The organism is Pseudoalteromonas sp. P1-30, assembly GCF_001400005.1.
Classification (GTDB): Bacteria; Pseudomonadota; Gammaproteobacteria; order Enterobacterales; family Alteromonadaceae; genus Pseudoalteromonas; species Pseudoalteromonas atlantica.
The window spans coordinates 229,237-242,568 of the sequence record NZ_LKBC01000002.1 but is presented as its reverse complement, the minus strand read 5'-3'; the positions used below and the strand labels follow the sequence as shown (position 1 = coordinate 242,568).

Annotated in this window: 10 protein-coding genes and 1 pseudogene; 4 read left to right on the top strand and 7 right to left on the bottom strand. The window is 39.6% G+C overall.

Annotation, left to right across the window (positions count from 1 at the left end):
- Nucleotides 1-15 precede the first annotated feature (15 nt).
- Both AN395_RS04585 and AN395_RS04580 read right to left on the bottom strand, forming a co-directional pair.
- The gene (locus AN395_RS04585; RefSeq protein WP_054982234.1) at nt 16-909 is read right to left on the bottom strand and encodes a hypothetical protein; all 894 of its coding nucleotides are present in this window, start codon (nt 907-909) and stop codon (nt 16-18) included.
- Between the two features lie 136 nt (nt 910-1,045).
- A complete protein-coding gene (locus tag AN395_RS04580) occupies nt 1,046-3,283 on the bottom strand; it encodes an exonuclease domain-containing protein (protein WP_054982233.1) in 2,238 nt (745 codons plus the stop codon).
- An 89-nt stretch (nt 3,284-3,372) separates the two neighbouring features.
- Between AN395_RS04580 and AN395_RS04575 the strand changes: the two genes are divergently transcribed.
- Nucleotides 3,373-3,867 carry a dual specificity protein phosphatase family protein gene (locus AN395_RS04575; protein WP_054982232.1) on the top strand — a complete coding sequence of 165 codons (495 nt, stop codon included), beginning with the start codon at nt 3,373-3,375 and terminating at the stop codon, nt 3,865-3,867.
- Nucleotides 3,868-4,150: 283 nt separating this feature from the next.
- Here AN395_RS04575 and AN395_RS04570 read toward each other — a convergent pair whose 3' ends face one another.
- Nucleotides 4,151-4,570 carry an N-acetyltransferase gene (locus AN395_RS04570; RefSeq protein ID WP_054982231.1) on the bottom strand — a complete coding sequence of 140 codons (420 nt, stop codon included), beginning with the start codon at nt 4,568-4,570 and terminating at the stop codon, nt 4,151-4,153.
- Nucleotides 4,571-4,739: 169 nt separating this feature from the next.
- Here AN395_RS04570 and AN395_RS19610 point away from each other — a divergent pair.
- Nucleotides 4,740-4,873, top strand: a pseudogene (locus tag AN395_RS19610) (protein phosphatase); the annotation flags it as partial.
- A gap of 7 nt (nt 4,874-4,880) precedes the next feature.
- Here the strand turns inward: AN395_RS19610 and AN395_RS04565 are convergent.
- The 4 genes from AN395_RS04565 to AN395_RS04550 form a co-directional block, all read right to left on the bottom strand.
- Entirely contained in the window at nt 4,881-5,600 is a 720-nt protein-coding gene (locus AN395_RS04565) for a DUF6445 family protein (RefSeq protein WP_054982230.1), read from the bottom strand.
- Nucleotides 5,593-6,333 (bottom strand): SapC family protein, encoded by a 741-nt coding sequence (locus AN395_RS04560; RefSeq protein ID WP_054982229.1) that lies wholly within the window; start codon nt 6,331-6,333, stop codon nt 5,593-5,595. Before AN395_RS04560 ends, AN395_RS04565 begins: the two co-directional genes overlap by 8 nt.
- 38 nt (nt 6,334-6,371) lie before the next feature.
- Nucleotides 6,372-7,928 (bottom strand): tryptophan halogenase family protein, encoded by a 1,557-nt coding sequence (locus AN395_RS04555; protein WP_054982228.1) that lies wholly within the window; start codon nt 7,926-7,928, stop codon nt 6,372-6,374.
- Nucleotides 7,929-7,999: 71 nt separating this feature from the next.
- Nucleotides 8,000-11,293 carry a TonB-dependent receptor gene (locus tag AN395_RS04550; protein ID WP_200910441.1) on the bottom strand — a complete coding sequence of 1,098 codons (3,294 nt, stop codon included), beginning with the start codon at nt 11,291-11,293 and terminating at the stop codon, nt 8,000-8,002.
- 356 nt (nt 11,294-11,649) lie between these two features.
- On the opposite strand from AN395_RS04550, the gene AN395_RS04540 reads away from it, so the two are divergent.
- Together AN395_RS04540 and AN395_RS04535 are read left to right on the top strand one after the other, a co-directional pair.
- The gene (locus tag AN395_RS04540; RefSeq protein WP_024033745.1) at nt 11,650-12,222 is read left to right on the top strand and encodes an RNA polymerase sigma factor; all 573 of its coding nucleotides are present in this window, start codon (nt 11,650-11,652) and stop codon (nt 12,220-12,222) included.
- Nucleotides 12,215-13,309, top strand: a complete 1,095-nt coding sequence (locus tag AN395_RS04535) for a FecR family protein (RefSeq protein ID WP_054982227.1) — start codon at nt 12,215-12,217, stop codon at nt 13,307-13,309. The genes AN395_RS04540 and AN395_RS04535 overlap by 8 nt, the downstream gene beginning before the upstream one ends.
- Nucleotides 13,310-13,332: the final 23 nt, after the last annotated feature.

Below are 13,332 nucleotides of genomic sequence, written 5' to 3'. Positions count from 1 at the left end.
AAAGTTCAACACGCTCTAAAGGCCTAGGTCTAAATCGTTAGTAATGTTGGTTACTACTTCACTTGCGGTGCTAAGTGCTACATCGTTACTAATTTGATCAGTGACCGCTGCACTCACCTGCCCACTAACACTTTGCTGTACCGTGCTTTGTAAACTGGTAACCGTACTATCTTGCACACTGGCAATTAAAGATTGCTGAACACTGCTTACTACTTCATTACTGGTATTAATTGCATCACCCACTTGCAGTGCAGAACTCACTGAGTTTGTAGCCGTATTAGTAATTGCTAATTGGTTTGTAAGCTCACCCGCATTAAGCGCATTTGTTGCATCAGCTTGTGTTACTGAATCGCTAGCGCTACTCACATTTGAAACTAACGAGGCATCTGATGGTGTATCGGTAGTATCTGGCTGAGCGCCGTGTTCAGAGGTAACAGAAAGTAATGACGACTGGCTCACAGCGGTTGTTAAATTACCCGCCGATGAAGTTAACTGCGTTGTTGCATCGAGCGCTGTATTGGCTGTGGTATTGCTTGTGGAATTGCCTGTGGCATTTAAAGACGAGGCCGGTGCATTTAATGCATTATTTAAAGATCCGCTTGCAGATGCAACTAATGTATTTGCAGGCTCTGCGGCCTCACTGCTTTCTTGCGCTGGAGTTTGCGTATTATTCGCCGTTGAATCTGTGTTTTGCGAATCATCAGCCGTTACTTGTGTATCGTTAGATACGTTTGACTCGTTGCTACCACTGGCTGTTAAACCATTTTGTGAAAGCGCAATAGATGTAGATGTTTGTTGCTGCGCCGACGTTGACTGAGATAGTTCAATATCAGCGGCGTGCACTGCACCTGTAAAAGTACACACACCGCTTAACATCATTACGCTTACAATTTTATTTAATTTAGTCATTGTTTTGTCCTCTAGTTTGTCGGATTGACATAAAGAAGACGATTTACAAAAACACTTTATTCCAAAAATAATTAAAAAATTATAATAACGTTACTTAATTATTTAAGTTTCATACTCTTAAATATAAATTACTCGTTTACTGCGTAAGCGTTTCACTGTTTTGGATCAGCAATAACAGCTCGGCAGTGGCGGTAGCGTCGGCCAATGCGCGGTGATGGCTGGTTAAGTTTAAATTAAAATGCGCGCTGAGGTTACCAAGCGAATACGACTTTAAGCCTTTAAACGCTCTGCGCGATTCAACCACGGTGCACATTTTTGGCATTTTAAAAAAGTGCCCTGCAACCTCGCACTCTTTTTTAATAAATCCGTAATCAAAGTTTACGTTATGGGCTACAAAAATACTGCCTGCGAGCTTATCTAGTAGTGGCTTTGCTATTTCGGCAAACACAGGCGCGTTGTAAACCATGCCATCGCTTATGCCGGTCAATTTAGTAATAAAGCTTGGGATATGGCGCTGCGGATTAATAAGTGTCGTCCAGGTATCAATTACTTTACCGTGCTGCACTTTAACAATGCCAATTTCGGTAATGCGGTTACCGCCTTTTAAGCCACCCGTGGTTTCTATATCAACCACGCTGTAAATACGGTTAGGGTCTACAAACCACTTAACTGCAGCAATATGTACTGTAAAACCTACATTTTTTAAATTATCAATAGTGGTAAGTTGGTTGCGCCTAAGTTTATCGCCTGGGGCTTTTACCTCTTCAAAATGTACTTGCCCATTATTAATGACCATTAAATCGGGGTAGCCATCTTTTAGCTGCAAATACTGTTTACTCATGGCCGTTAAATGCGCAATTAACGCTTCAAGCGGGCTGTTTAAAATTAGTGCCTCTAGTGGCTCTAATAAATTGCTGCGCCATCTAAATAAACCATTGGGCTGCTCAAAATATTGCGCGGCATGTTTACATACCAAATTAAGCAGCGCCTGATTAGTGCTACAGCTTTTTAAACGTGCGTCAATTTGCGTGCTTTGTGCTTCATAAAAATTACCAAGCTGTAAAACTTGCGGGTAAATATCAAATTCATTACACGGCGGGTACGGCGACTCTATAAATAACTCGTGCCAAAATACTAAACCAAATAAGCTTTGCCATAAGGTGTTTTCCGTATTAAAAACCGTTAACCCTTTTGCGGTGTAATGCTCATTTACGCCTTGCTCTACATCGCCTCGGTAAATTTCGTCAATTTCAAGCACACATTGGGTATCGGCTAGCATAGTGCTTAAGCGCGAACGCGTTTGTTTATTAAACTTACGCATTAAAAAGTCGTCAGCAAAATACAGTAAATCGTCGGTGAGCGGGTTTTCTATTATTTGTTCTAGCTGTGCTTTTACCCACTCTTTATTACCTAAGCGGTATTGCTCTCTTATTTGAATTTCTTGGGCTTCGGCGTAATCGGTGCAGCCTTCAAGTAAGCTAAAGGCAAGTTTGCTATCGGTATTTTTAAGTTGTTTATACAGCCTAACCAGCAGTTTGTTTTTAATGTCGTGCGCTTGTGCACCATGCGCCGGTTGCGCCAATACTAAATACGCAAGCTCGGTGTAAGGGGCTTTGTCATCAAAGGTTTCATCTTTTATATTACCGGCTGTTTTGCCAATGTTTTTAAACGCTAAACGGTAACGATTTAAAACGTAATTAGATTGCGCCTCAGCGAGGGTATTAAAGCGCGACAAGCTCTCGCTGTGCCCTTTGCGGGTAGCGGTTAACCCTAAATCGCGCATAACAAAGCGGTTTTGATGGTTTACATCGCCACTACTTAAGCGCCCTGCAAATAAAAACTCAAAATACTCGTAATAATCTTCACGGTTATTTATCACATATTGGCTATATAAAGGGGCTAAATCATCTGCGCGCTCACTAAAAAATTGGCACGCAATAGTGACCAACTCCCCTTTAGCTGCGCTTTTTTTAAAGCTTACTTGCTCACTGTAATTACTGAGTAACTCCACCAACATGGGCTTGGTTAAATGCGCAATAAGCTGCTTGTAATGCTGTGCGTTTGGCTCATATAAAATACCCGCTGTTTTTAGCGTATAAATAGCCTGATGCGGCGAAGTTATTTCTTCATAATTGAGCGATTGCGCCTGCACTAAATAAGGCTTACGCGAATACACACGCGCCAACATGCACTGGCTTTGCTCATCTAGCTGGTTAATTTTACTAATAAATTGGCTGTGTTTGGGCTCAAGTAAATGCATACATTTACTTGTTACAAACTCAATAAGCTCTCTAAAATGCGCTAAATAGTATTTTGCTGGTAATTCTTTTTTCATAACATCGCCATAACTGTATATAAAAACAGTATCTAGCATTTGTGCTTATTATTCAATCTTAAACTTGTAACTAAAACACGCTATAGTGAGCGTATAAAAGTAAATTTATGAAAAATAAAGGACTTACCATGAGCGCGCACCCATACGATGTTTTATCACTCAATAACGGCGCAAATATTATTTTTACGCCTTGCCCTGGTACAAAAACGCAAAACCTAGCGGATTCAATCGCTACATTAAAAGCCGCTGGCACTCACATGCTACTATCGCTTATGCCGCAAAAGGAGCTTGAAAAAAACAACGTAGAAACAATTAATAGTGAGTGCAAAAAGCACGATATAACCTGGTTTCATTTACCTATAAATGACGACGAAGCACCCAAACAGCCTTTTATATCAAGCTGGAACACCCACAAAGCAGACATACTACAAGCTATACAGCAAAAACAAACCATTGCCATTCATTGCAAAGGCGGCACTGGCCGCACAGGGTTGGTTGCTGCGCTTATTTTAAATTCGGCAGGTTACACAAAAGAAGAAGTATACAGCCTAGTACAAGGCATTCGCCCTAAAGCACTGACTATAGAACTACAAAAAGAATACTTTAATAACTTTGAGGTGTGAGGGGAATATGTTAACGCTCATTATTAGTTACCCTTTATAAGCTTAGCCACTTATTAACGGTAACTAATCGTAATTATGTAAACCAAAAAAACACCAAATAGGAATGAGCCAAAACCTGCAGGCATAAATGTACTTTTAAATTTTTGAGCAGACCACACAGCAATTAAGAACACCTCGCTTTCCTAAAAACTAATGCCTGCATAAGGCAATACAGTCGGACTTGACTAAAGTTAGCTAAAGAGTAGTGAAACCAAGTACTTTACGCCTCTTAATACTGTTGCTATTAGACTCGCAAGCTCATGTAGTAGAAACGATCATCTTTTCTATCGACAGCAAATCCAATACGGCTATATAACTTAAATGCTGGGCTTAGCTGAAATACTTTGAGATCTATGAATTTGACACCTTGTTGACGAGCCATATCAACTACTTTAGCAATAACGTGAGCACCATAACCTTTGTTTTGATAAGTAGCTGCAATCTGAATATCGCGAAGTTGGCAACGCCCTTCTTCAAATGATAAGCGCACGACACCTATGTGTTGTTCCTTACACAAAATATCAAAATTTTTAAGGTTTTTGGTAGCTTGATAAACGTCTTCTACATCCCAATCTACCGCATACATTTCGTAATAGGGCTTCATATTGTTAAACGTAAACTGTGCGGCAGTCTTTAAGTCTTCAGTAGCAACAATCTCTAGCATCCATCTAGCCTCAAAAAAGAATTAATACTCAATAAACTAATTAGCCACTTTAATTGAATAAGCTAAACTGCGCTATAAATTACGCGTGCTAATTGGTTAATTAGTTTTAACCAGCTTTCAGGGGATATATTCAACTTTTAATGTAAAAGAAAATGGGTAATATCAATATGGCCGCACAGCGTTAGTCGCTGCGCTTATTTTAAATTCGGCAGGTTACACAAAAGATAAAGTGTACAAGGTATTCGCCCTAAAGCACTGACTATAGCATTGCAAAAAGAGTACTTTGAAAGTTTTAGCAGGTAATAAAAAGCTAACGTAAAACAGCAAAGCTACTAATAGTTAAACGCCCATTAATTGGATCGCATACATAATCGTTAGCCGCATTTATATTACCAGAGTGCAATAAGTTGCTTGGGTATATAACAACCCGATTTAACTTTGCCTCTACACTGTAAACTTGCTCAAACAAAGCTGTACTGCCATTTATATAATGTGGGTTTTTGTGAAGCTTTTGCGCCATGGCTTGCTGCTTAATAGTTTGCCTATATGGCATAAGTCGCTCTTTTGTTATGCGTTCATACCCTAGGGCTCTATGCTTGTAAAATGAAGTGCCACCATGCGTTTCATCACATAAAAAGTGCACCATAGCAAGTTGATTCATATTAGGTGTATCAAAATGAGGGAGCATTTGTATTGGCCTTAGCTCATCAGGTTCAGTGCATGCAATTGAAAAAGCAGAAAGTATTACATCAAACTCGCTTTTATCTGTCATATCAAAGTGTGAATTAATAATTGGCGCAAGGTCTTTTAACCGCTCGATATAACTAAGCGGTGCTGCTTTTCTTACTCCTGGATAAAAATCACTTTCTTGTGCGCAAAATGTTTCTCTGGCGTTTTGAGAAAACACAGCAAAATTAATAAGTGCATCTACATTATTTACAAAATCATTAATAACAATAATTGGGGTTTGCTCTTCCCCAACAGTGTGTATCTGTAACACCATATTTTTGTTAAGTGTAAAATCAATCATCGGCTAAATTAAGCACCGCATTTTTACGCTCAATCAATGGGTATATTTGGCCAAGCGAGGTTATAACAGTATAAATAGCGGGTAATAAAGCGCGTTGATGTAAAAGCGTAATTTTATCACTATCAAGTTGTGCGAGTCTTTCTTGATTAATAGTGTATAAGCCGTTTAACTTTGTTTTTTGACGGTTCTGAAACGTTACCTCAAGCGATAATGGCTGCAGTAGCTCATGCTGTAACAAGGTATCTATTAACTTTTTATTGTCTATTTCGCCTTGTAGTAAATGCCCTAAACACTGCTTTATTTTTTTAAAATAACCACTTTCTTCTGCGTTTTGGGTATAAATTGGTTCTAAATCATTCTGGCTTTGCGCTTGGTTATTAATGACTGCTGGGCTATTTAAATTAATACACACAGGGTATTGAGTTTGCTTTGCATGAGTATCACCAACAAAAAATGGCTGACGCTGTAACTGAAGCGGTAAATATACTCCCTGCCACTGCGAGTGCTGATAAAACAAGTTCTCATGTTGCTCAAAGCCTAATAAAGCATTGAGTGTAAACTCCCCTGTTTCTGAGTTTTTTGCAAAAACTATAGGCTGCTGAACGGCAATTTGATTAAGTTCTGCCATAACAACAGGGATCATATTAATGTTTTCAGCGTGTGATTGTGCTTTTTGTGTGTCTATTTTTATATGCTGATGAGCACTTTGCTCTAATGCGACTAAATTTTCCATGCGTGTCTCTTTATTGTTTTTATGTGTAAATTTTTAAGCTAAATAGTGCTAAAGCCATGACTCTTAATTTTATTTAACAATTCTCGGTTACTAGGTAAGTTAGTGACTGCTTGGTTTATCATGCTTTTATTTTTATCAAACTGACTTTTAGCAAAATCAGTGTCTTTAAGCATATAGGAAGTTGTGCTGTAGTCACTTTTAAAGCCCATACCATATAAAACATATTGATAACTCGCCGCTGGAAACACCTCATTGTTACTTGTAAAGTCATAGTCAGCAGGGGCGCGGTATTGCCATAATTTCATTAGATCTTGTAGGCTTTGAGGAATCGTTTTTGGGTCTCTGTTATCACGCCAAAATGCGTTATCGTCACGGGTTGATAAAATATAGTGTAACTTTAAAAAGTCGATTATTTTTTCCCACCTGTAGCTAAACGTCTCATTAAAGCGCTTGGCGGTAATATCCATAATATCGCGGGTGTGGGGGAGTTGTTCGCTTATCATTTGCGCTGACATTTCTACTAATACCAATGCAGAAGCTTCAAGCGGTTCCAAAAAGCCAGCCGAAAGCCCTACCGCAACACAGTTGTTCTGCCAAAAGTGTGAGCGATGGCCACTTTTAATAGGGATTTTTCTAATTGTTGACGACTCTATTTTATCGCCAACATACTCTTTAAGCTTTTCTCGTGCTTGTGCTTCGCTACTGTATTTACTCGAATACACATAACCTACCCCACGGCGGTGTTGTAACCCTATATCCCATATCCAGCCTGCTTCTTGCGCTGTTGAAATTGTGTGAGACGCAATGCTCTCATCTTCATTCTCATAGGGGACTTGCACTGCTAAGGCGGTATCGATAAACAGCACATCATCGCAAGGCATAAAAGGAACCTTATAATGCTCGCCTAATAACAATGATGAAAAACCGGTACAATCGACAAATAAATCACCGCTAATTTCACCTTGTTGCTTTGTGGTAACACTTGCAATATCGCCATTTTTAGCACTATTGACCTGTGTTACATCAGCTAAAAAATGTTTAACGCCAAGCTCCTGCGTACAATGTTTTTGTAAAAAAACGGCAAATTTTGCCGAGTCTAAGTGGTAGGCATAATTGGCTAAGGCAGCATATTCTGGGGTGCGAATTGTTTTAGGAGCAAGCCCTTGCTCACAAATAGCTTCTTGGTAACACACTGCATTTGAAAAAGACGTTGACTCAGCGGTGTTATTTAACCAATGCCCTGCCATATCTGTTTTTGAAAAGCCCTGTGGCAAAACTAATGGGTGATAATAAAAATCATCATTGCTGCCATCCACCCATTTGGCAAATTTTGCACCTTGCTTAAAGCTTGCTTCGCACTCACGTATAAAGTCGGTTTCGCTAATACCAAGTGCTATTAATGTACTACGCATGGTAGGCCAAGTGCCTTCACCAACACCTATAATTGGTACATTTGGAGATTCAACTAGCACAACATTAAGACCATTGGGGGTATTACTTTTATGGTGCGCCGCTAATCGTCCGGCTGTTAGCCAGCCCGCTATACCACCACCAACGACAACCACTGTTTTTATTTTTTTATTTTGCTGGTTCATACTTGTTACCTATAAAGGCATATTTAAAAAGTGGCTATTACTAAATGTAAAAGCCACTTTATTAATTAAAGTTAAAAACTACCGCGAATACCTAACGCAAAACGTCGTCCGCTATCTTCAACCAATAATAATTGATTAGAAAAACGACCACGCTTGTGCACATATTCTTCGGTTAAGTTAATACCTTCAAAAAATACCGATACATTTTCGGTAATGTCATAGCTGCCGCTAGCATCAAGTTGTGCGTAATCTTCCACAATTGTCACACCATCACCATTTAGCTGTGTAAGTGACTGTACGAAGCTATCGCGCCAGTTATAGGCTAAACGCGCTTGAAATGGTCCATTCTCATAAAAGCCAACCACATTATAAGAGTCGCTTAAGCCTGTTAATGCAAATACTTGAGTTATATCTGCAGGGTCTAGCTCTGCATCACTGTCTACAAATGTTGCATTAACTATAAAGCCAAAGCCACTGTCAAAACTATGCTGTAAGGCTATTTCCCAGCCATCAACAATCGCCGATTCGCTATTATTTGGTAAGGTGTTTGTAAATACAGCCGTTGAGTCGGCTGCATCAGGGTTATCTACATCGTTACCTGTTGAAGGGTCAGTCAACAATCCGCCACCAGACAATTCAAAGGTTAAATCTTCAGTGGTATTGATAATGAAGTTAGCAACATTCTTTCTAAAGTAACCAGCGGATAAATAACTGGCATCAGCGTAATACCACTCTAATGATAAATCTAAGTTATCAGAGGTAAACGGTTCAAGTTCAGGGTTACCAGAGCTTGATGTTAAATTGCCCCCCTGCCGAGTTGTTTCGATTACAGTTACAGGCGACATACTATCGAGTGTTGGTCGTGTAATTGTTTGTGATACAGCAGCACGTGCTATTAGCTCATCACTTATTTCAAGCTTTACACTAAAGTTAGGTAAAATCGCTTCGTAATCTGAACTTGCTGAAATATTTTCTACGGCGCCAAAGTTAGCAAGCATTTCCGTTTTATCTAAGATCGTTAATGCACTAACTGGCTCGTCTGTGCCTTTTACTTCTACATCGGTGCTTTCGTATCTAAAGCCGGCTGTTGCGTATAAAGGCATGCCTGCAAGTTCAGCTTCAAAATCAAATTCTGTATAAAACGAGAAAGTATCTTCAGTTATCTCAAACGACTTATTACGCTTAACTGCATCAAAACTAATAGGCTGACCATTCGCTGCAGCTATTTGCTCAAGGTACGCAAAGTTTGCCTCACCATCATGTGCAAGCCATGACGTTGGCATACGACCGCTGCCGCTCACATCAGATAAAAAGTCATCCCCTGCGTCAAATACAAATTGCGCTAAGCCATCCATACTTGGGTTATCTGGGTAACCACAAAAAGTACAGTGAATACCAACACCTTCGTTATCCCAACGATCAAGGTTTTTAGTTTCAGTTGAATACATAGCACCAAATTTGACCGAGACTAGGCCTGATGTACCATCGTTATGCCAAATGCTATCCCAACGAAACTGATCCACGGTATCTTCTACAGCCCAACCACGGCGTAGCATTACATGTGCTCGGCTATTGGCTGTATCTAAATGGTTTGATACGCCATCTGGTGTAACTGCAGGGTTATAAGCAACACCGTCCAGCTCTTGCTGGCCGCTATAAATGTTAGGGTTAGCAGAGGCAAACTCACTCGCATAAGGTAAAATACCGCCATCCACTTCAAATCGAACTCGGTTAGCATAGCCAATCAACGATAACTGATCCCCGCCACCATTATTAGCCTCACGCTCAGCTTTTGAGTGGCTTAAATCAAACTTCATATTTAAGTTATCGTTTACATGCCAATCAAAGTTTAAACCTAATGCGCTAGAGTTAGTTAAACGATCAAACTTTTTAGCGTGCATATCGGTGGCAAGGCCTACCTCTTGATATAAATCAACCACAGTGCCATTTTCATCAACAGTTGGCCCTGCAGCGCCGCCAAAGCCTTCTAAGTTTGGCGCTGTAAACCAATGCCCATAAGACGTTGTGTCTGCTTCTACATCAAAATCAGAATAGAGCGCATCAGCAGTGATAACTAAATCATCTGAAGGTGCGTACTGTATTACTAAGTTTGCATTGGTACGTGTACGTGTTTCTGTTGTTACTTTATGATCGTAATTACGCGGCGAAAAAATATTACCGGTGTATGCTTGCCCGCTTTGAGTTTGCGGGTTTGGGACGCCCACATTTTCTAACCAGCCGTCTACCTGCGCCTGGTTTAAGCGTGTTTCGCGCTCTTGGCGAGAAACAGCGAACAAAACACCCAATGTGTCATCATTAAATGTATTACTAATTAATCCAGAAATTTCAGGTGTAGTTTCTTCGCTATTTTCATCGTAAATACCCTTAACGCTACCTGCCACTTTAAAACCGCTAATCGCAAATGGTCGCGCAGTATTTACATTTACTGTTGAGCCAATACCACCAGATTGCATAGTGGCTGTTGAGGTTTTAAATACATCTAAGCTTTTAACTAGCTCTGATGCAATAGTATCAAAGCTAAACGCACGGCTTTGATTTTCAGAGGCCATTTGGCGACCATTTACAAGCACAGTATTAAACTGCGGGCCAAAACCACGCACCGTAATAAGCTGCCCTTCACCGCCTGAACGGTCTATTGAAACCCCCGTAATTCGCTGTAAAGACTCAGCTAAATTTGTGTCAGGAAATTTACCAATATCTTCTGCTGAAATGGAGTCGACCACGCCGCCCGCTTCTCTTTTGGCATCCATAGCTCGGCCAAGCGAGCCTCTGATCCCGCGTACTTCAATTATTTCTGGTTCTTGTGCTGCTGTCTCTGCCACTGCAGGGAGCGTTGCCATTGTGCTTAGTACAGCTAGTACAGCACTGGACACGCCATTTTTTTTATAGTTAGCCATGTTGTCAGTTCTCTCGAAACTTGGGTCTATTAAAATAGATATTTGCCCATCTTCGCTAACATGCGGTTGCAACCCTGTGCCATCGAGTAAAATCTGTAATGCGTTTATTATTGAATACTCGCCAGCAATAGTATTTGTTTGTAACTGCTGAATTTTATCCAGCGGAAAAAGCAAAGTAATATCGGCTTGCTCGGCAAAATTTATTAGCGATAAATCGGCCCTTTGTCTTGGAATATTAAACACAGCTTTATCGTTTACAGCGCTCGCTTTTACCTCGGTGGTGAGTAAGCTAAAAACCAGCGCATAAAGCGGTAAACATAGCGGCAAATGTAAATATTCCTTGTGTATAGTTTTTGGCCATACACAGAACAAAGACGAGTGACTTTTTATTTTCCTCCATAATTTTTTTTTATTTTTTTTTAATAAATTATTTTTTTGACTAGCCATGCTAATTTTTTTTATGCCTTTATTATTTTTATTGTTTGCGCTTTTAACTGTATTTTTAAACATTTAAAAATACAGTCCACATTGCAGTTTTTTACTTATTAATTAAAAAGTTAAAGTTTCTAAAGTACAGAGTCAGTACCTAGTAAGGTATTTATAATGGCAAAAACTGTAGTACACTTCGCCTTTACATTACAAGCTTTATGCCCTTTGCGGTTAGTGAACATTAAATTTAAAAATAAAAAAACTTATTTATTTTTTAAATTTAATGGCGGATTTTTTCTTACCATTCGTCTTAGTTTGTATTGGCAAAACAATAACAATAATTGCCGTAAACACACACACGAGACACACACTAAATGACGAAAGACACACTTTTTTATAAGGTCTATTTGGCCTCGCGCAAAAGTCTCTCAAATGTAGTTGCACGTATAGTGCCGCCACATGAAATTGAAGATATAGTGCAAGAAACTTATGTGCGAATTTGTCAGATTAAAAACACTGAAAACATAAGCTCACCAAAATCTTTTATTTATAAAACGGCGCGAAATTTAGCGCTCGATTACCAAAAGCAAGCCAATATACGCCTAGTCGATGGGATCGACAACATGGAAGCGTTAGAGCAACTCTTAGCGGAACACCAGCAAGACGAAATGTACGAAAAAGCACTCACCGATAGTGAATTTTCTAATTTTTGTGAAGCCATACGGCTTTTACCCGTGCAGTGCCGTAAAGTGTTTGTATTAAAAAAAGTGTATGGTTATTCGCAGCGAGAGATTGCTGCTCAATTAAACCTTAGTGAAAGTACCGTGGAAAAACATATAGCAACAGGCATGAAACGTTGTACGCAATTTATGCGTCAATCTACAAAAAGTGTTTATGGGCAACCAAATACTTCTTCGCAGCTAAATGCAGGAGGGAGGAATGAGTAATGTTCATCCTATAAACGAACGAAACACTAGCGACGATGCGCGCCTTGATAAAGCAAGTGAGTGGCTGGCTAAACTTGATCGTGGACTGTCTAAGCTCGAAGAACAAGCGTTAAAGCAATGGTTGTCACAATCTTATAAAAATGTAGAGGTGTTACTTGAAGTAGCACAGCTGTGGGACAAAATGGACGACCTCAGCCGCTTGTCAGATCTGTTTCCACAAACACCAGTAAAACAAAAACGCCTCCCTGTGTGGTTAGGTGCAACAGCTGCATCTATTTTATTAGCTGTTGCACTTAGCTTTTTTCAAGAAGCGTTTAACTTTTCATTTTTTTACCCGGTTAATCAATCAGCTGTGGTTGCTAAACAGCTTAATTTTCAAACCGACGTAGGTGAAAGTAAGGACATACTGCTTTCTGATAAAAGTAAAATCACCTTAAACACAAATAGCTTTGTTCAAGTGAGGTACACCCAACACGCTCGCGTAATAAATTTACTGCGTGGCGAAATTCATATAGACGTAGCTCACGATAAAATGCGCCCTTTAAGTGTTATCGCTGGTGATAAAGTTATTCAGGCTGTTGGTACTGCATTTAATGTAGAAGTAGGTCAAAAGCAAATAGAACTGATTGTGACAGATGGCAAAGTCCTTGTTGCAGAGCAAAGTACCAAACCGTTACCAAATCTTTCCCAAGGGACTAATAAACAAGGTCAGTATTTATCAAATAGTTCAACTTCGGTGTCAAAGGGAGAAAAACTTGATTTAAGCTTCAAAGGCAAAATTGCTAAAGCGGCCGAAAAAGTTGATCCTATGGATGTAGCCGCTAGATTATCGTGGCGTAAAGGTAGCTTAATATTTAGAGGTGAATCACTTGCTGAAGCCATGGCTGAAATCAGCCGCTATACAAATATAGATTTCGAGCTTTCAGAGGATGACCGTCTCAAAAAAGTACAAGTAGCTGGCATGTTCAAAACGGGCGATATTAAAGGACTGCTAGAAGTATTAAACAATAATTTTAATATTGCTTATGAAAGAGTTAGCCCAGATAAAATTCGTTTAAAATACGCAGCACCACACGTCTCAATATAGTAAAGTACACAATAATAAAAACC

Bases quoted from the DNA above. Each gene is read 5' to 3' on its own strand.
- AN395_RS04585 (WP_054982234.1), bottom strand. From the start codon at position 909: ATGACTAAATTAAATAAAATTGTAAGCGTAATGATGTTAAGCGGTGTG.
- AN395_RS04580 (WP_054982233.1), bottom strand. From the start codon at position 3,283: ATGCTAGATACTGTTTTTATATACAGTTATGGCGATGTTATGAAAAAA.
- AN395_RS04575 (WP_054982232.1), top strand. From the start codon at position 3,373: ATGAGCGCGCACCCATACGATGTTTTATCACTCAATAACGGCGCAAAT.
- AN395_RS04570 (WP_054982231.1), bottom strand. From the start codon at position 4,570: ATGCTAGAGATTGTTGCTACTGAAGACTTAAAGACTGCCGCACAGTTT.
- AN395_RS04565 (WP_054982230.1), bottom strand. From the start codon at position 5,600: ATGATTGATTTTACACTTAACAAAAATATGGTGTTACAGATACACACT.
- AN395_RS04560 (WP_054982229.1), bottom strand. From the start codon at position 6,333: ATGGAAAATTTAGTCGCATTAGAGCAAAGTGCTCATCAGCATATAAAA.
- AN395_RS04555 (WP_054982228.1), bottom strand. From the start codon at position 7,928: ATGAACCAGCAAAATAAAAAAATAAAAACAGTGGTTGTCGTTGGTGGT.
- AN395_RS04550 (WP_200910441.1), bottom strand. From the start codon at position 11,293: ATGGCTAGTCAAAAAAATAATTTATTAAAAAAAAATAAAAAAAAATTA.
- AN395_RS04540 (WP_024033745.1), top strand. From the start codon at position 11,650: ATGACGAAAGACACACTTTTTTATAAGGTCTATTTGGCCTCGCGCAAA.
- AN395_RS04535 (WP_054982227.1), top strand. From the start codon at position 12,215: ATGAGTAATGTTCATCCTATAAACGAACGAAACACTAGCGACGATGCG.